Source organism: Pedobacter gandavensis (assembly GCF_032678745.1).
GTDB classification, from domain to species: Bacteria; Bacteroidota; Bacteroidia; order Sphingobacteriales; family Sphingobacteriaceae; genus Pedobacter; species Pedobacter gandavensis_C.
The window spans coordinates 182,063-201,315 of record NZ_JAVTST010000004.1; the positions used below are offsets into that span (position 1 = coordinate 182,063).

At 39.9% G+C, this 19,253-nt stretch carries 14 protein-coding genes; 8 read left to right on the forward strand and 6 right to left on the reverse strand.

All coding sequences use genetic code 11. The features are described 5' to 3' along the window. From R2S10_RS15060 to R2S10_RS15090, 7 genes are all read left to right on the forward strand, one after another. Positions 1 to 441, forward strand: coding sequence for a response regulator (locus R2S10_RS15060; protein WP_316841245.1), 441 nt, complete (start codon positions 1 to 3; stop codon positions 439 to 441). A gap of 43 nt (positions 442 to 484) precedes the next feature. Further along, positions 485 to 2,014 (forward strand): ATP-binding protein, encoded by a 1,530-nt coding sequence (locus R2S10_RS15065; RefSeq protein WP_316841246.1) that lies wholly within the window; start codon positions 485 to 487, stop codon positions 2,012 to 2,014. Positions 2,015 to 2,244: 230 nt separating this feature from the next. Then, entirely contained in the window at positions 2,245 to 2,988 is a 744-nt protein-coding gene (locus R2S10_RS15070; RefSeq protein ID WP_316841247.1) for a ParA family protein, read from the forward strand. A 4-nt stretch (positions 2,989 to 2,992) separates the two neighbouring features. Beyond that, positions 2,993 to 3,253 carry a hypothetical protein gene (locus R2S10_RS15075; RefSeq protein WP_316841248.1) on the forward strand — a complete coding sequence of 87 codons (261 nt, stop codon included), beginning with the start codon at positions 2,993 to 2,995 and terminating at the stop codon, positions 3,251 to 3,253. Positions 3,254 to 3,399: 146 nt separating this feature from the next. Further along, on the forward strand, positions 3,400 to 4,137 hold the full coding sequence (locus R2S10_RS15080) for a hypothetical protein (RefSeq protein WP_316841249.1): 738 nt from the start codon (positions 3,400 to 3,402) through the stop codon (positions 4,135 to 4,137). 136 nt (positions 4,138 to 4,273) lie between these two features. Continuing rightward, positions 4,274 to 5,224 (forward strand): glycosyltransferase family 2 protein, encoded by a 951-nt coding sequence (locus R2S10_RS15085; protein ID WP_316841250.1) that lies wholly within the window; start codon positions 4,274 to 4,276, stop codon positions 5,222 to 5,224. Beyond that, on the forward strand, positions 5,217 to 6,110 hold the full coding sequence (locus R2S10_RS15090) for a hypothetical protein (protein WP_316841251.1): 894 nt from the start codon (positions 5,217 to 5,219) through the stop codon (positions 6,108 to 6,110). The genes R2S10_RS15085 and R2S10_RS15090 overlap by 8 nt, the downstream gene beginning before the upstream one ends. 12 nt (positions 6,111 to 6,122) lie before the next feature. Here R2S10_RS15090 and R2S10_RS15095 read toward each other — a convergent pair whose 3' ends face one another. Then, positions 6,123 to 6,839, reverse strand: a complete 717-nt coding sequence (locus R2S10_RS15095; RefSeq protein ID WP_316841252.1) for an SDR family NAD(P)-dependent oxidoreductase — start codon at positions 6,837 to 6,839, stop codon at positions 6,123 to 6,125. A gap of 186 nt (positions 6,840 to 7,025) precedes the next feature. Between R2S10_RS15095 and R2S10_RS15100 the strand changes: the two genes are divergently transcribed. Continuing rightward, on the forward strand, positions 7,026 to 8,897 hold the full coding sequence (locus tag R2S10_RS15100; protein WP_316841253.1) for a RagB/SusD family nutrient uptake outer membrane protein: 1,872 nt from the start codon (positions 7,026 to 7,028) through the stop codon (positions 8,895 to 8,897). Positions 8,898 to 9,012: 115 nt separating this feature from the next. Here the strand turns inward: R2S10_RS15100 and R2S10_RS15105 are convergent, their stop codons facing one another. From R2S10_RS15105 to R2S10_RS15125, 5 genes are all read right to left on the reverse strand, one after another. Beyond that, positions 9,013 to 10,698 (reverse strand): sodium:solute symporter family protein, encoded by a 1,686-nt coding sequence (locus R2S10_RS15105; RefSeq protein WP_316841254.1) that lies wholly within the window; start codon positions 10,696 to 10,698, stop codon positions 9,013 to 9,015. A 15-nt stretch (positions 10,699 to 10,713) separates the two neighbouring features. Then, on the reverse strand, positions 10,714 to 11,616 hold the full coding sequence (locus R2S10_RS15110) for a DUF4886 domain-containing protein (protein WP_316841255.1): 903 nt from the start codon (positions 11,614 to 11,616) through the stop codon (positions 10,714 to 10,716). 26 nt (positions 11,617 to 11,642) lie between these two features. Beyond that, positions 11,643 to 15,071 (reverse strand): hypothetical protein, encoded by a 3,429-nt coding sequence (locus R2S10_RS15115; RefSeq protein ID WP_316841256.1) that lies wholly within the window; start codon positions 15,069 to 15,071, stop codon positions 11,643 to 11,645. Further along, on the reverse strand, positions 15,068 to 17,527 hold the full coding sequence (locus R2S10_RS15120; protein ID WP_316841257.1) for a glycerophosphoryl diester phosphodiesterase: 2,460 nt from the start codon (positions 17,525 to 17,527) through the stop codon (positions 15,068 to 15,070). The genes R2S10_RS15115 and R2S10_RS15120 overlap by 4 nt, the downstream gene beginning before the upstream one ends. 115 nt (positions 17,528 to 17,642) lie before the next feature. Continuing rightward, complete coding sequence (locus R2S10_RS15125; protein WP_316841258.1) at positions 17,643 to 19,208, reverse strand: RagB/SusD family nutrient uptake outer membrane protein; 1,566 nt, start codon at positions 19,206 to 19,208, stop codon at positions 17,643 to 17,645. Positions 19,209 to 19,253: the final 45 nt, after the last annotated feature.

Here is a 19,253-nt window from a genome sequence, read left to right on the forward strand (position 1 = left end):
ATGAGCTACCACAATATTGAAATTTTATTTGTAGAAGATAGTGCCGACGATGCTGCACTCACCATCCGTGCGCTGAAAAAAGGTGGAGTAACCAATAAGCTACTTCATGTAATTGACGGTGCTGTAGCACTCGATTTCCTATACTGTAGAGGAGACTATGCTTCCAGAAGCGACAAGGAGTATCCAAAACTGATCCTGCTGGATTTAAAAATGCCGAAGATTTCAGGTGTCCAGGTATTGGAAAAGATCAAATCTGATCCAAACCTTAAATCCATTCCAGTCGTGATGTTAACTTCATCCAATGAAGGTCCTGATATAGAGAGATGCTTCCAATTGGGCGCAAACAGTTATATTGTAAAACCGGTGGACAGTGATAACTTTTTCAAAGCTGTAAAAGAGATCGGATTATATTGGTTGGCATTAAGTCAATCCGCGCATTAACACCAAATTTCAGCTCTCCAATTATAATTATGTCGTGTAAATAATGGCTACGAATCTTAGAATACTCATTGTTGAGGACAATGAAAGTGATGCTGATCTCCTGCAAAGGGAATTAAAAAAATCTGACCTTATTTTTGTAACAGAAGTTGTTCAAACACGCACAACATTTGAGCAGGCACTTCATCGTTTTTCTCCGGACCTTATATTATCAGATTATTCTCTACCTTCTTTTGATGCGGAGAGTGCTTTCCATATCAAACAAGAGCATTACCCGGATATTCCTTTTATCATCGTATCTGGTATCATCGGGGAAGAAAATGCAGTTAAGCTGATTAAGGCTGGGGTAACGGATTATGTGTCAAAAAACAAGCTCTTCACCTTATCAACCAAAATCAACAGGGCTTTAAATGACACGCAGATCAGGAAAGAAAAGTTGTTAGCTGATGAAAAATTAAAAACCATCAATGAAGAGCTTTCCCTCTTGAATCAGGAGCTGGAAGACCGCGTAACGCAGCGGACAAAAGCCCTTGCCGAAAGTGAAAGCCGATTCCGCAGCATGATGGAAACCATTCCACAACTCGCCTGGACAAATACAGTTAAAGGTGATGTGGTCTTCTATAACCAGCGATGTTTTGACTATACCGGCATCGACATTAAGAAAAGTCGGATGTTCGGGTTTAGATCCGTGATACATGCAGAAGATCTCGATATCAGCATAGATCAGTTCCGTTCAATTTTGAATACAAAGGAAGGTGGTGAATTTCAAATCCGCATCAAACGAATAGATGAACTTTACAGATGGCACCTCATTCGCTTAATGCCCGTTAAAAATCAATCGGGCCAATTGGAGCTTTGGGTAGGCACCGCAACAGACATCCAGGAGCTACGTTTATTGCAACAACAAAAAGATGATTTCATCATTATTGCCAGTCATGAGCTGAAAACACCCATCACTAGTTTAAAAGCATCATTGCAATTACTAGATCGTATAAAAGACAACCCACCTGCTACAGGGATGTTGTCCAAGCTGGTTGTCCAGGCCAATAAAAGCCTGGGGAAGGTGAATGCAATGGTCGAAGATTTACTAAATTCCAGCAAAGCAAACCAGGGACAGCTGCACATCAGTCAGGAGAACTTTATCCTGTCCAGCATCCTGAAAGACTGTTACCATGATTTAACTGCAGATGGCATATATTCTATTGAAACAGAAGGAGATCTTGATATAGCCGTTTATGCAGATGCGATGAGGATTGAACAGATTGTAGTCAACTTCCTCAATAATGCAATAAAATATGCAGCCCAATCAAAAGAGATTCGTATCCGGATTGAAAAAGCAGATGGCATGGCAAAAGTCTCCGTTATTGACCGCGGTCCGGGGATACAACCAGAAAAATTACGCTACATCTTTGATCGCTATTATCGTGCAGATAATTCAGGTAGCCAGTATACCGGCTTAGGCCTGGGACTTTATATCTGTGCGGAAATCATCAAACAACACAATGGGCAAATCGGCGTAGAAAGTGTATTAGAAGAAGGTAGTAGCTTCTGGTTCACCTTACCAATGGCCAATTAATCAGCAGTCAAATTTAATTAGATCAGGTTGAATATCTATTGATTCTAAATATCAATAGATATCTAGATATATTTACACCTCGCTTAATACAGCGAAAAAAAAATATTATCTCCCTCAAAATCAATAAATAAGGCCAAAAAACACAGATTAAGGGATTAAAAACAGCATTAAGATATCTCCACATCAATATATCTTAGTATCATTGCGTATCGTATAAAGGATATATTGACATGAAGATTATAGCTGTTATAAATCATAAAGGTGGTACAGGAAAAACAACTTCTACCTTAAATATTGGCGCCGGTTTAGCTCGTGCGAACAAAAGAACATTACTAATTGATATTGACCCACAATCCAACTTAACTGAAGGCTTAGGATTCAGAGATGTTAAGGTGTCGATTTATGACAGTATCAAAAATGACACACCACTTCCCATTGAAAAAATCTCAGAATATTTAGATATTGTACCTTCTTCTCTGGACCTATTAGGCGCAGAGATCGAGCTGGTATCCAGACTCGGCAGGGAAACCATTTTGAAAAGACTGTTGAAAGCAGTAGATGGAAAATATGATTACATTTTGATAGACTGTGCCCCGGCTTTAGGAATGCTCACCGTAAACGCATTGGTTGCTGCAGACACGGTATTGATCCCATTGGAAGCAGAATATTTTGCCTATAGAGGAATCGATCGTCTGGTTTCTATTATCTCCGATGTAAGAACCCATTACAATGAGAACCTCACGATTGGTGGCGTATTTATCACCAAGATCAATCCTAGAAGAGTGATCACCGAACAAATCACAGATAGTATCAAGAAATACTTCAGTGATAAATTATTTGAAACTTCCATCAGAGTAAACGTAGCTTTAATAGAAGCGCAGTTAAAAGGTGTGGATGTATTCGAATATGCTCCATTATCTAATGGTGCTGTAGATTATGAAAATCTTACAGAAGAAATTTTAGTTAAATTATAAAGTTATGGCAAAGAAAAATCTGGGTGGTATAGAGGATAACAATAAGAACTTAGGCGGTGTTTCCGCATTGTTCAATTCTCCTTCAAAAGAAACTACCGTAGCTAAAGGAGAAAAACAAACTCCTCTAGCAGAAGACGAAACCGTTACTTATCCATTAAGGCTTAAAAAAAGTGCTTTAAAAGCCTTGAAGATTCTTGGCGCACAACAAGGAATCACGGTTAAAGACCTGATTTTAAAAGTAGTTGAAAAAGAATACGATTTATAAGAATTAATTATGGGTTATTATATCAAGATATCTTGATATAATAACCCATAATCATCTTAAGATCCGCTCTGTATCTTGTTGTTTACAAAGCATTTTTTGGGTTAAAATTTGTGTTGATTTCATACACACACAAATATTTAACCGCTATGAAAAAATTACTCTTCAGCGTTATGGCTTGCTATGCGCTAACTGCCCAATCCCAGGTGCAGAATTCTAAAAACTATCTCTACCTCTATTCTGATTCTATCATTTATGCAGACAAAATTCAACTGAGGCCTGATTTCTCAGGTTACTGGCAACTTAGAGTAGATTCCCGCCGTGTACCGGCAGATCAGGTAAAATTCTTTAACAATGAAAATGGCTTCTTTGCCAATACCCGAAAGCTAACCTTCATGCGAGATGCTGAATTCTCCGAAAGAATTATAGAAGGGAAAATCAATGTTTTTCAGGAAAGATCTTATGATCCTTACGCATATGATTGGCACCACAGACACGAGAATCACAGCGCTAATCCCATGGCAATGTCAATGTATTACAACAAAGGTTTCGGAGATCTCAAAAAACTAAAGTACAGAAATCTAAAAAATGACCTGGCCGGGCATCCTGAGAGCATGAAGTTTCTAAACACTTACAAAAAGAGGTCAGTCATTAGTAAAATCATGTACGCTACAGCCGGAGCAGCAATAATTTCAGGTTGTGCTATTTTCCTAAAACCAGAAGTCCTTGAAAAGCGACCTGGTTTTGGCTCTCAGTTCAAAGATACAAATGTAACCCCTGCTTACGTCTTAATGGGGCTTGGTGTCGGTCTTGTAGCGGGTGGATATGCGGTAGATGTATCCAAATCAAGGTATATGGAGCAAGCCATAGAAGCCTACAACAGGTAAATCAATTGCCACCAAAGGCAGCTCTTTCTAATTCAGAAAAGAGCTGCCTTTTTCTATAATAGGAATCTCATTAAAACCTCTTATTTTTAGACCATCATTCCAGGCATCAAAAGATCTTCAAATTCGAATCAGCACAATGAATACCAAGGCACCTATCGTACTTTTTGTATATAATCGTTTATCACATACCCAACAGGTCATTGCTGCTTTAAAAGAAAATAGCTTATCAAAAGAAAGTGATTTGTACATCTATGCAGATGCTCCAAGGAATGACGATGCGCTGGAAAAAGTGACAGCGCTCAGAAATTATTTACCTGGCATAACCGGTTTTAAAAACGTTCACATTTGTTATCGCGAAAGCAACCTTGGCGTTGATGATAATATCATCCAAGGGGTAACCGAGGTTATCAATTTACGTGGAAAAGCGATTGTAGTGGAAGATGACCTGGTGACTTCCCCATGGTTTCTAAAATTCATGAATGATGCGCTTGATTACTATGAACATAAAGAAGAGGTGATTTCGATACATGGCTATGTCTACCCTGTTCAACAAAAAATGAAAGAAGTCTTCTTTTTGAAGGGTGCTGATTGCTGGGGCTGGGCAACCTGGAAAAGAGGATGGGACTTATTCGAGCCTGATGGCACAAAACTCATGGACAAGATGCTAACTCAGGGCCGTCAGAAAGAATTCGATTTTGACCATACATACCCTTACTTCAAGGCATTAGAAGAGCAGGCCCTAGGTAAAACCAAGGTTTGGGATATCCGATGGTATGCTTCGGCCTTTCTCGCTGATAAGCTAACCCTTTATCCCGGTCAATCTTTAGTTAAGAATATTGGCCACGATGCCAGTGGAACGCATTGCGGAACTAACGATCATTTCGATGTGGAACTAACCTCATCTCCTTTGTCAGTTGAAACGGAAATGGTTCCGGATGTAATAGCCTATCGTGCATTTGCCGGATTCTTCAAAAACTTGTCTAACAAAACCACAGCTCCCCCTAAAGGACTACTTTCAAGGTCTTTCAAAAATCTAAAAGTAGCCGCGAGCAAATTGTTTACCCAACAAACAAAATTCAATGACTAAAATTGCCTACGTTTCCTACCACATTCAAGAAATATATACTTCAACTACTGAAGATGAAGAATTAACACTCCTTAATTTCCTATTAGACAAAGGCCTTTCTATAGAACGCGTCATATGGAATGATCCATTAGTAGATTGGGGGAAATACAACTTAGCACTCTTAAAATCCCCATGGGATTATACGGAACACCTTGCTGACTTTCAGCAATGGCTCAACCAATTGGAATCTTTAGGTATTCAATTACTCAACCCTATTGATAAAGTAAGGTGGAATATGGATAAGCATTACCTGCAGGAAATTGCTGATGCAGGTTTACCTGTCATTCGTTCTTTGTTCCTTGAGAAAGGTAGTCACCTTGAGTTAGAGCCCCTACTAGACTCATTTAATGTCGCTAAATTAATTATCAAACCTTGCGTGAGTGCAGGAGCCAGAGATACTTATGTCCTTACAGTGGCTAATTTCACTGAGCATCAGCAACAGATCAATCAACTGCTAAAAGAAAATGCTTTTATCGTTCAGCCCTTTATGGAAGAGATTTTTGAAGGTGAATGGTCATTCCTATTCTTTAATGGAAAGTTTAGCCATTGCTTATTAAAAGTACCAAAAGACGGGGAGTTCAGAGTTCAACATTATTATGGAGGTAGCGTCAATACCCCGGATACCGCAGCAAAACATATTCTAGAAGCTCAGGCTTATGTAACACAATTTGCGGAAGGATGCCTTTATGCAAGAGTGGATGGCCTTATTGTGAATGGAGCGTTAAACCTCATGGAGCTGGAACTCATAGAGCCATACCTTTTTCTAAATACCAATCCAGACTCCCTGGAAAATTACTATCAGGCGTTATTAGCGCATCTTAAGGAGTTTAGCAACCCAAACAATTAAGGTATTCCAGCTTTAATTGTTAAAATTATCTATTTTCAATTTATTACTATTCACAAATTGCTTAGACATCTCATCAGGAAATATATCAAGAACATTCAAGACCATCTCATTAAAAATGTTTCTTACCAAGTCCCCTGGTGAAATTTTATCAACCAAAACATCTGAAACCATTGAGGTATCAACATATCCTGCATACACGCCAAAAACCTTAATTTCATTGACTAGTTCTTCTCTGATCGCTTGTGTAAATAAGTGCAAAGCCATCTTAGAAGCGCAGTAAGTACTGATGTTTTTAATTAAAACCAAACTGCCTATAGAAAGCATATTCACAATCGCAGGATTTGAATTTGCTTTTAGCAGCTGCAGAAACTGGTTGCATAAATCTACCGGTCCAATGTAGTTCACATTCATTTCAAATTGCGCTTTTGCAGCAGATTTTTCTTCAAGGAAACTTGCTTTTAATTCAACCCCAGCGTTATTAATAAGGATGGTTGTATCCATGCAATGTTCAACACATTGCCTGACTTCCACAGTATTGGTAACATCCAATTTTATAGGGAAAATTAGATCCGGATTAACCAAACTTAAGTCTTCAAGCGCCTTGGTATTTATACCGGCAACATAGATTTTCTTTACCTCCCGATTTAAAAGCTCCGCCACAAATGCCTTACCTATTCCCCCATCTGCCCCTGTAATAAAAACTACACTGTTGTTAAATATATTATCCATGTTTTAATAAAGTGATTACATCAATAAAAAAATCAATACCAGCCGGATTTTGATCTTTGATAACCTGGTCAATTTTAAATATAATTTTTAATATTTCAATCCTTACTTAGCCTTGTTTCTTCTTTTTAATATACTTGAAAACAAAGAATCAATATTTTGTATACTTTTGCAGTAAAAAAATTCACTATGACGCTCTTTACCAACCAGATTATCCGATCTTTTGTGTTGTTATTTACAATAACTTTCCTCCTATCCTGCTCCAAAAAAAACGAGCCCATCAATGAACCACATCAAAAAACTACTATTCAGGGAGCTGTAGAGAAAGGTCCTTTTGTCCGTGGATCTGTAGTAACAGTCTATGAACTTAATTCAGACCTGACTCCAACAGGCCGCACTTTCAAGTCAGAAATATCAGACGATAAGGGTGCCTTCTCTTTACCTGATATTGACTTGGCATCTAATTATGTTCAATTGTCGGTAAATGGTTATTACTTCAACGAAGTAACCGGCAGTCTTTCTTCCTCACAAGTCACATTAAATGCGATTGCTGACATTACGAATAACAAATCTATCAATGTAAATGTACTGAGCCACCTTGAAGAGAAAAGGGTTAGGTCTTTAATGAAGAAAGAGAAAAAAACTCTTGCTGAAGCAAAGAAACAAGCACTAGCTGAACTTTACGCTAGCTTCTTTGTGAAAATCACACCTACAACGAGCAGTGAATTAGTTTCATTGACAAAGAACGATGAAAACGCTAATATTTTATTAGGTATTTCAGCTGCATTGTTAAAGATCTCTCAATCAGATAATGCAAGGTTAACGGAACTTTTGAGTATCATATCTTCAGATCTGGATAACGACGGTCTAATAGAGGAGCCTTTAAAGCAAACGATAAAACAGGGTTTAGAGGATTTAAATGCGAAAAACATCTCTGATAACATGAAAAATCGATATAAAGCGCTGAATACAACTTTAGCTGACTTCTCTGTCGATAAGGTCTTTACAGTAGAGCTAAAAGGAAAATCTGAAACAAGCGGAGATACCCATTTCACAACAGAACAGGAATTCCAGGCTGCTTTTAGCGCTTTGTTAGTAGGAACGACCAAGGCAACAGAAGAATATTTCAAACTCGAAGGATTATATACTAAAACAGTTTCTGGATTGCCGCAAAATGATTTTTATCTGCATAGAGTTAATTCCAACAATCCTAATATTGCCAGTTCATTTTCAGGTCTGTATAAAAGTATCGGAATGGCAAATACAATAATGGATTATGCATCGAAGTCATCTTCTCTTAAATCATATAAGTATAAAATCTATCCATACTTTGCTTATAATTACTGGGTTCTGATGAATTTTTGGGGAGATGTCCCTTTTGTGAATCCAGAGAATTTTAAAAATTTTACAAGCCCACCTGCCAGGACTAAAGCAACTGAAATATCCCAATCATTAATCGCTGGCCTGGAAGAAGCTATTCAAAACTTAGGAAGTACTGAAAGGGAAACCTATGTGGCTAAAATTGTTATAGCGAGAATAGCTGCTGACAATGGTAATTATTCCCTTGCTAAAAAGTACCTGAGTCAGATTATAGATAGTAAACAGTATAAACTAGCCAATAAGTCAGAGGTTCACACCACTGCAAATGAAAGTATGATAGGAACTGATTACGATCAATCTTCAGCGATTACGAAGCCTAATGATTATAATTTATATGGAAAAGGAAATTATCGTAGTCTGATTAGGTATACGGATGTTATCCTTCTCGCTTCAGAAGTCAATCTGAAATTAAACAATAAAGAAGAAGCTATTTCCCTATTGAATCTAGTACGCGTTAGAAATGGAAAAACAACTCTTTCTCCAAATGAAATCAATGTTTTAGCACTATTGCAGGAAGAGATAAAGGATGATCTAAATAATGAAGGTATATTTTTTGCCTTTTTGAAACGCAATAACCTGGCAGAATCCAGCTTAAGTATTCCATCTTATCAGAAGCTGATGCCAATACCTCAAATAGAAATGCTGTTGAACATGAATATGGTACAAAATCCAGGGTACTAATAAAATCAGATCGCAAAAACAAAAGTCGTTCTTCCTAAAGAAGAACGACTTTTGTGTGTAGGTCAACAGGTAAAATCTAAGCAACTTCTTTTTGAAGTTGTATTCATACATTAATTTAGGCCTCCGAAGTCCTTCTGGAAGCATTAAACGGAATCCAGGCACTCAACAATATGATTGTTGCAATTACCGCTACCATCCCTGTTCCTTTAGCTGTAAATGCACAGAGGATATACAGCAGGAGCGCAATAAAGCCCAATGAAAATGAAATGACCTGTAATCCAAACTTATTTTGTCTTTTGATTTCTGCTACCTCTTTCTCATCCACTTCAATGACCTTTGCCTTCCGTACCGCTTTAAGCACTTGCAATTGCAAATATTCAGAACTCACCTTGCCTTTTGAACCAGCATACAGTTCATAGGCCAGTAACAAGATAAAAGGAAGCAATACGCCCAGCAACATCTCAGTTGACCGGCTCAGCTTATAATCTATCAGAAGTGGCAGTACGATCTTAAATACCAGGTTTACCGCTAAACTGATCATGGTAATAAAAATGGTCGCTTTACCCGTAATTCGTTTCGAAAACAATGCCCATATTGGCGGTGCAAGTAAAGGACCACCAGTAATAGCGCCAACACTCAATGTAAACTCCACAATTCCACCAATATAAGGTACAATCAGTGCAATCAAAATCATTCCGAAACCAAAACACCAAGAGGAAGCACGTGCTACCTTCATTAATTTTTCATCGGATGCCCCTGGGTTAATCGTTCCTTTATAAATATCATTGGTAAATACTGCAGAAACAACATTTAAGGCTGTATTTGCTGAGGCAGAAGTAGAGAAATACATCCCCGTCAAGATTAAACCCATTAGTCCAGCTGGAAGCACCTGTTTACAAACCATCAAATAAGCATTTTCGGTTTCCAATCCAGTTAATCCGGGATTAATGGTTTGATAAATCATAGGAGGAAGCATCCATAAAACCGGACTTACAATATATAATCCAGCAAAAAGAAAGGCCACTTTAGAAGCAGACTTCGGCGTATCCACACTCGTATAACGTTGTACAAAAGTCCAGTTACCACCAATATAAAAGATGTGATAAAGTGCAAAAGCCCCAATAAAACCCCAGGTATATTCGCCATTAACAACCTGAAAAAAGTCATCCGGAACCTTGGAGATAAAGGTCTGTACTCCCCCGGCTTCGGTAAAAGCCAATGGAATAATGAGCAATACTGCTGTTGTTAAAATCACAAATTGCAAGATATCAGTCACCATTACGGCCCATAAACCGCCAACGGCAGTATAAGCAATCATAAATATCCCCAATACCAAGGTAACCGGCACCAAAGGAAATTCAAGCGAGGAACCCACCAATTTAGATACAGAATACAATACGGAACCTTTAATGAATAGCGATACCAACATAAAAATATAGATAAAACTCTTCTGCACATTCTCCCCAAGCCTATCCTTAATAAATTCTGCCGCGGTCAGGTTCCCTGTTGCTTTCCATTTAGGGGCGATGTATAATCCCGTTACCAATCCTCCGATACACATCGTCCACTGAATCGTAACCGCTACCCAGCCATATTTATAGGCAATTGATCCCCAGGCCACAAAAGTACCGGCAGAGAAAAAGCTCATAAACAGCGATAAGCCTCCAATAAACCAGGGTACAGCCTCACCACCTGCAAAAAAAGATTTAAGGTTTCTACCTGTACGTGAAAACAGTAAACCTATAATCATAATGAATACTGAAAATACAACGATAACTGTGGTGTCTATTACTGAGTTCATATGGTTTGTTTATAATTATAAATCCTTAACTGTTTTTGCGGCAACACTTCTTAAATAAGCTGCAAAACCGGCTGGGACTTCTTTCGGCTGATATTTTAGTTTTTCCGGCGACTCTTTAAATAAAATGGCATACCAGATTAAAGAGCCCAGGTACCTCCCTGCTTCATTGGCATGATTAGGGTCGAACACCAAAGCATTGTCTTTCCAGTAATAGCCCATGTTTAAGGAATTGGTCTGGATAGGAAGGTTTGGAGCAACCGGATGATCGTAATCAAAATTCATATCTTTTGTAAAACGATATTCCTGACCTGTAGCAACCGTATTAAAGGCATCTCCCACAGGGATGATTTCCAGCTTTAATTGTTTGGCTGTAGCATGGTAAGCCGCTCTTGATTTCTGCCACATTTCCAGCTGATTTTTAGCCGGTTGCTCAGGAGCAATGCGACCGAATTTCTTTGCATCCGCACGGTATGCCCATCCTTGATGTAAAAGAATCTTTGCATTTGGCTGCAATGATTTGATATAGTTATATAGCTTTTGAGCATAAGGACTATAGCTTTCCAGATCTGCCGATAAATAAGAAAACTGCTGCATGGTCACCACATCCCAGGTACCTGCCGATAAAAGCATACGCAGTGATTTCCCATTGTAGGGTTTACCCTTTGGATCTTCTGGATTGGCCTCCGCAGCTTCCGCATATTCCCAATGCTGCTGTAAAGAGCAACCACCAAGCTCAGCTCTGCCAACTACCAATTGCTGGTTATTTTCCTTTACAAAATTCGGTAGATAAGCCGTCGCATTCTTTGAGAAACTGTTGCCAATAATAAACAATCGCAAGGATTGCTCCGCAACCTGTCCGAATGATATATGGCTGATCAATAGTAAGCAGAGCAGTAAGCTGTTTTTTAGGTATTTCATCTTTATATATTCTAATTTATAAATCATTATTTATCATTGACTCCAAATAACACATCTACTTGAAGGACATCTTTAGTTCCTTTACTTTTTAGCTTTAAGCTAATGGAAACCGGTTTTTTCGGGTCAATCCGACTGAAAGACCATTCAAAAGGATAGCCTACGCGCTTTACAATCGTAGCTGCATCTTCGTTCAACTCCATCTCTGCCTCCGCTCCTGCCAAAGGTCCAGTACTCAGGTAAGCGTAAATGGAATCCCAACCAAAAGGTGAGCGGATCCGAAAAGCATGGAGCTTACCCCATGGAGCGCCAATGTTGATCTCCTGCATGCCGTTTTTAACCGGCAAAAGCACCTGCTCTGCTACCGGACGAGCCAATGGGAAGGAATAAGCAGTTAAGCCCTTCCCTGCAATCACAGACTTCATTTTCTTTCCTGAAAGCACCATACTCTCTGGCTTAGCAGTGGCTCCATTATAAAATTTAACACCAGTATTCTTAACGGCCAATTGATCCAGATCCAGTCCAATCTCCAACTGCTGCTCCTGCTGTGCTTCATTTAATAAAACCAGCCAAAAACGATCATCAGAGATTCCTGTAATATAATTAATTGCAGGATTATCGATCGTAACGAGGCCTTTCTTTAGCCAAAGTTTCACCTTGGTATCGTCAAAAATAGTTCCTTTGCCAGCGCCATACACCCGGTTGTTAAACCACACAAAGCCCTCTTGTTTCCCCCATGGAAAAGTGATGCCACCTTTTGACCTTTGAATCGCTTCTGTAACCAGAAAATCAAGTGTAAAAGCAAGGTGCGGAGAAATATGATGGTAATAAATAGAATTGATATCCGGCCCTTTGTAAGGGTAATCTGCCCGGTAAGTCAGGTCGGTAAAACCGGTAGCATAATAACCTGGGTAGTTAGAAAAACGACCTATAATGGAATTCCTCGCATAGATTTCAAAAATATCTTTGTTGCTTTCGGCAGAAAGACGTAGTAAATGCGGTGCCCAGGTCGACATAAATATATGCCGTACATTTTTATTGGGAAGGAAGAAGGTAACAGGCTGTTCTAAGCCTAATCCTACCGGGGAAATCAAGGATTGAGAAACTTCCTTTTCTGTGACATCCCCAGCAATACGTGGAAATCCTAAACGGAATTTCTCCCCATCCTTCCACCACAAATTCGTGTTGCCCTCATAACGACCTCCTTCATGAATCAGCTGTTTTTGATTCTGAACAATCGGATACGAACGGATCCCTGCTATGGTGAAAAAGGAGGAATATTTAGCGGCTTCTAAAAAAATTTTGTCTTTATTAACCTCATAAAGGTCCATCAAATCCCACCAATATGGATAAAATGAAGTATTGTAAAATGGCTGTGCAGTTAATAGCTGTGTTTTTTGACCATAAACTTCTTTTTGGATAAACTCCTTTGCATGTAACACCGCTTTATCGAGCCATTGCTTGTCTTTTGTAAGTCGGTAGGCCGCTAATTCCTGCGTCCATGCCGGAAGATTTACGCTATAGCCAGACAGTTTTCTCGGTTGCTGATCCGGCATGCCTACCTGAACCAGCCATGGGTTCTTTTGCTCTAACAGTTGGTTTAGCGCATCAAAATAAGCCGTGTTGAACTGTACATTTTTATAAGGATCTAACACCAAAGAAGCTTCTTTGAGGTTGTATGGCGCGCCAGCAGCCTTAGCCCATCTAAATGCACTTCTTGATAAAGTATATTCTATGGTCGGCAAAGCGCGACTGAGGTAAAGTTCTTCATCGCGGCCCATTATCGCTGCAGAGATCACGGCCAGGGGGGCCGATTGCGCTACAGTCGGCGCTATTTTCGGATCTGCTTCTATGTCATAAAAGCCCTTCAATTCTGCGTTCCATCCCGAAGCATTGTCATTCTTGATCAAATCGATCATGTTAAATGCAGCATTCGTTAAAGAGCTGGAATCCTGAGAACGATAGTCCTTTACCTGATAAATAGCATTGGAAATGTATTCCAATGCCCCATTCCAATTGTCGGGCAGGGCACCAAGGTTAAATGTTCTTTTTAAGGATTGTCCTGCAAGCAACTTTGAATCTTCCAGACCAAGAACAGGTGCAAATGCAACAGGCTGGATCTTATTAAATGTATTTTTAAGAGAGAAACCAATCCTGGAGGTATTGTCCTTGCCCCAGTCTAATGGAAAATCCGTTAAAGACCCCGTCACGAAGAAACTCAATGGCTTATTATTTTGGCCAAGCTCGACGATGGCCAGAGGCTGGGGAGTCATAGCCCCTGGAACCATAATCGGCTCTGTTGGCAAACGCTTATAATTAAACATTGGAGGAAGCTGTACACTCTTCACTTGCTGTTCAGAAACATCCTGAAAAGCCGAAACAACAAAGCTGTAAAAGCCCGCGTCTTTAGCTACATACGTTAAACTTAGTTCATAATGCGATGCTCCCGGTTTAAGTTTCCAGATGCCTTTAACCTCCTGACCTTTATCAGTCAGATAAGTAACCCAAAGCTCTTCAGGAGAAACCTGCTTTACCGCTGAAGGCTGACAAGCCGAGAGTTCGCCGGCCAGAAAAGGATTTTTCGCCCCGTTCTGATCCATTGGCTTATAGCTTTTCCCTTTAACCACAAACTCCGTTAAGCTGGCGGAGTTCTTCCATGAGGCGAAATAAGCGCCAAATTCTATTTTAGCTTTTTTAGCAGTTAACAGAAATATCCGGTGTTCTTCTACCTGCGCTTTTAATGAGGCCCAACGTTTATCCTGAAAGATAGCAGTGGTCGCAACAATTCGATTTTTTCCAGTCTTATCATCAACCACCTCTTCAAAACTCAACTTTAGTTGATCATTTGACAGCGAAGCCAATAAATTACCTTTTTTTGTAAAAGAAGTCGCTTCGGGGATAGTTAACACCGCCGGACTTTCCTTCACCAGACTTGGTTTTATCGCATAAGCAGCAAGGGCAGTGCCTTCCTTATTTGGATTAAAAACCGCCTCTGTTGTCAACAATATCGCATCACAACGCACAAAATACTTACTGGTATTTTTCAGCCTCAACACATTTTCTCCGGCATCAAGATCCACACGCCCCACCTTTTCCCAGGCATATCCTTCCCCGAGATGGGCTCCAGACTCCTGATTCATATCTTGCTCATTTACCGATAAAAGATACCTTCTCGTTCCCGGCTTGTTGTCCGCATAATCTCTGGATCTGGTCCAGACGAAAAAACTGCCTTTCGTTTTAATGGAGATCACAGTCATGGCATCAGGAATCGGCTCTTTAGATGCAGCTGCAAATAAAGCCCCTTTACCAGAGACATTTGTTCCCGATTCTTTAGTAAAGACCCAGCCTGCTGGAAACTGAAAATCTTCGGCTTCAATAAAATAGGTACTCTGCCCATATATTTTACCAGAGGTAAACACACAGCATGCAAATACCACACACAATATTATCTTTTTCAATAGCATACTTCTATTACTTTTAAGCCAAATGGGGCTAATTCAATGTTTAGGGAATTGGAATTGTTGCTGACTAATGTTCGCTTACCATTTGCGTCAATAAAAGCAAGTTCTTTAGACTGCGCCTGACTCTGGCCAGGAATTTTTTGAGGATTAAGCTGAATTTTTGTCTTCAGCTGCTGCTCAGAATTGTTCATCAGTACCACAAAACACTTGCGTTGATCAGCATTCAATGCCGTTACATACTCTACATATGGACTTTCGGCTTTAACCAGTCCTTCCCCTAAAATTAAGGAAGCAGTTGTACCATACACTTTACCCGGAGCGAAGCCATACGTTTGATGCGGACCTACTTTAGGGGTAATAAAACCTCCTGGAAATGAAATCTGCCCCTCCGAGCGAAGTTTTACTTCTGAAAGTAAATAATCCATGATCCATCCAATCTGCCACCATGCATGATGTGGAAATGGGCCTGCACCCTTATCCATCGCATCCCAATAATAAGAAGCTACACCTGTTTTTTGATCCACAAAAGCATCTCTGCCCCATGCAGCAGCTCTGGACATCGTTAGGAATAAAGAGTCTTTAGTGATAGAAAACATCCGAAGAAACATTCCCGCATGACTGGCCAATAGAATTGGCCCATGATGATTTGCAGATCCAAGGATCCCGCCATGTTCAAAACTTAAGCCTGCCTGACTAATTTCCCAATCTGCTCTTTTAATTCCATTCACCAATTTTTCATTTGAAGAAGGAATGGGATGTGTATAGACAGATGCGGTATAAATTTTAGCCGCAGCAATGGCAGCGTTTTGATATTTCAAGTCTTTAGCCACGTCATAAAGATCCAGTAAGGCCTGCACGCTCTGGGCAGTCGCAAAATCGGGTGCAAATCTCGTGTCACCACAAACACCTATAAATGATCCTTTATTTATCGCCTGCTCGATATACCAATCGGCACCTTTCTTGGCAGCGCTTAAATACTTTTGCTCTCCTAATAGCTTGTAGGCAATGAATAAACCATAAAATGTAGGCCTCAGGTCTAAAATATCCTTAAACATGGCCTCATTGGTTTTATTGTCGTAAGCAACTTCCCAGCTTCCATCAGGCTTCATCCATGACAATAATTTCTCGGCGGCCAATTTCAATTCCTCACGCAATGTCGCATCATCAGGATTAAATAACAGCATGTTTCCTATATCCATCATCAGGTAATAGGTACTTCCTATTGGTTCTGTATAAGGTCCCCACTCTTCAGTGAATTGTTTGGTGTTTTGTAAAAAATATTGTCCTTCGGAGGCGCCATAGAAAAAATCTTTTGCGGAATGCTGTTGTGCAATTTTAAAGTTTCTGGCATAAGGGAGGCGATTTTTGATCAGTTTCTGATTACCGGTTAACTTAGCCAGCATCCACATCGCTCCATAGTCTGAATTTTTAATCGCATCTTTTTGGGAGCCATACACCCCACCCAGGTATTTCTGAGCGCCGATATCCATGTTTTTGTAGGGAGACACTTGCCACATAGAAAGGCTGTCGTCCGTTACATAATTTGCCATTCTCAATACGCGATCAGTAAGAGAAGTTGCTGTTTTTTTCAACGTCAGTATCTCCTTAAACTTGTATACATCATTCGCTGCATGTTTCATCACCTCAAACCAATCCTCAGCCATTATGGTATAGCGGAAAGAAAAGCTGACCGAATCATTTTTTGCCAGGTAAGAATTTTCTTGCCCCAACACTGGATGATATACCGTTGGCATCATATTGCCTTTTCTGTTCAATACCGATAGTCCAACATTCCAGTTTCCCTGAGTTTTTGCATCAAATGCCCATGGATCCCGTCCTGTTCCAGGTTCTGGAATTACCGCTAAGCTGATGTTTTGCTTGTTTTGAATCAATGGCGACAATGTCGAGGCCGTACGCTCCCTTACCATAACAGGTACATCAGGAATGCCCTGCCCATAGGCATAAGCATTAATAAAATTAGCGTTTAACTGATTCCCCTGAAAGACACCCGGAACAGTTGCCCATTTAAAATTATTCTTATCAAAAAGCGCCAGCTCTGGTGAAGCAATGGAATAATAACCCGCTTGTTTTGCCTTTAATTTCACAGTCACTTTCAGATCGTTTGGATGCTGGGCATCAAACTCCCAGGAAGAACTAAGTGAAAACAGACCATGCTCTTTCTGAAAAGTAAGTTTATGGGGACTTTCCTTTTTCCTATCGGGATAAAAATCAATTGCTTTTCCAGCCTTATTCATTTGAACAGCAGAAATAGCCTGCTTCCAAATTGGTATAATGTAACGGTAAATAGATTCAGGGAAATCGCTGCCCTTTTCTATACCTTTCCCCTCCTTCAGGGCTAAGCTATCTGCAGCATACAAGACAGAAAACTCGCCGGATGGTTTTGCCGACAACTCCATCCATGCCCCTTTATTAAGGACCGATATTTTATTCAATTGATACCCTTTAGCAGAATTTACCCATTCTAAATTCAACTGACCGTTCCCAAGCGAAGGCCCTTTGGACTGCGCAAAAACGAAGCATGGAAAAAGGCATATCAGCCACATCAATCTACCAGCCATTATTTTGTTCTATTAGTTTGTTCACAGTCCGTTCTGTTGTAGGGATCGGGAAAAGCAGGTCTCTTTCTGTTGTATTTTTCCCAGCATTCCCTGCATATTTATAGGTAGAAGGCGCTGTAGCCGTAATGTTTGTACCTAAATCGTTCATTGTCTTTACATAAATATCCCAGCGAATCAGGTCATGCTTACGGATCCCTTCAAAACACAATTCTCTTGCACGTTCATCCTGAAGCGTTGCTAAAAACTTAGCTTTATCTAATCCTGCCGGGATATCACAAATAGGATTAACAGTACCTAATGCTTTATTAAAAGCTCTTCTTCTCACTTTATTGATCGCATCATAAGCAGCAGGTGTAGGTCCTCCGTTTACTTCATTTTCGGCCTCGGCCTTCATCAACAAGACATCTGAATATCTGATGACAGGAAAATTAGTGGAGGTGAAACTCCTTGCCTTAGATCCGTTTTCGTACTCTCTTCTCCATTTTCCGGGGTTGCGGTCGTAGATTTGTTTATCTGTAAAATTAGACTTTACCGTATTGCCTGCAGTCGTTACAAACCGGTATGGTGCGATGCTCCAATTTCTGCGCGCCGTATCTGCAGTACCAAAAAGTTCATAGAGTTTGGCCGTGATCTTCATCGCACCTCCCGAATAACCGATCGCCTCACTAGCGCACTCAATTCCGTTTTCTACCCCCATGGATCCGGCAAGGTCTACCGTTCCTACTTTATTGCCATACATACCGATTTCCCAGATACACTCTTTCTTTTCATTGATGTCCTGCGTATGGTTTATAAAAATCTGTTTGTAATTGGGATTAAGCGCATGCTTACCGGATAAGATCACTTTATCTGCGTATTCCAAAGCATCTTTATAACGGGCAACATCCTTCAATGGCGCACCTGCCATTTTCAGGAAAACCCTGGCCAATATCGCCTGCACAGCAGTTTTGGAGATACGTTCATTATAAGAGAAATAATCAATATCATTCACCAGATCTTCCGCCTGCTTCATGTCCTTTACAATCGAAGCATAAACTTCTGATAAAGGGGCGCGTGGCAGATAAGGATCATTAGGTGATTTAGTAGAGGATAATTTTAATGGAACAGGACCAAAAATATCCGCAAGCAGGTAATAATAATAGCCGCGTAAAAACAAGGTTTCCCCTTTGATGGCATTCCGTTGCGTTTTATCCATATTCACCTGATCCACCTGTTCCAATAGCAAATTTGCACGATTCACTCCCTCATACAATACTTCCCAAAGTCTTCCAATGTCCAAATGACTTGCATCCATTACCATTACACGAATGTTGTTGATAGAAATGCCTTTAAAAAACGCTTCGTCACTCACTACAAAATAGCTAAATAACCCCCGTCCATACACGCGTCCATTAGGGTCAATCAATCTATTATATACCCCATTCAAACCATTTTTCAGATCTTCCTCAGTATTATAATAAGTATCTGGGGTCACAAAATCAGGATCCTTATTCAACAGTTTGGAGCAGGAAAGCATCATGATGCCCATTAGCAGTATTAATATTTTCGTTTTCATACCTCTATATATTTTTAATGATAGATAGTTCATATCAATGATTAA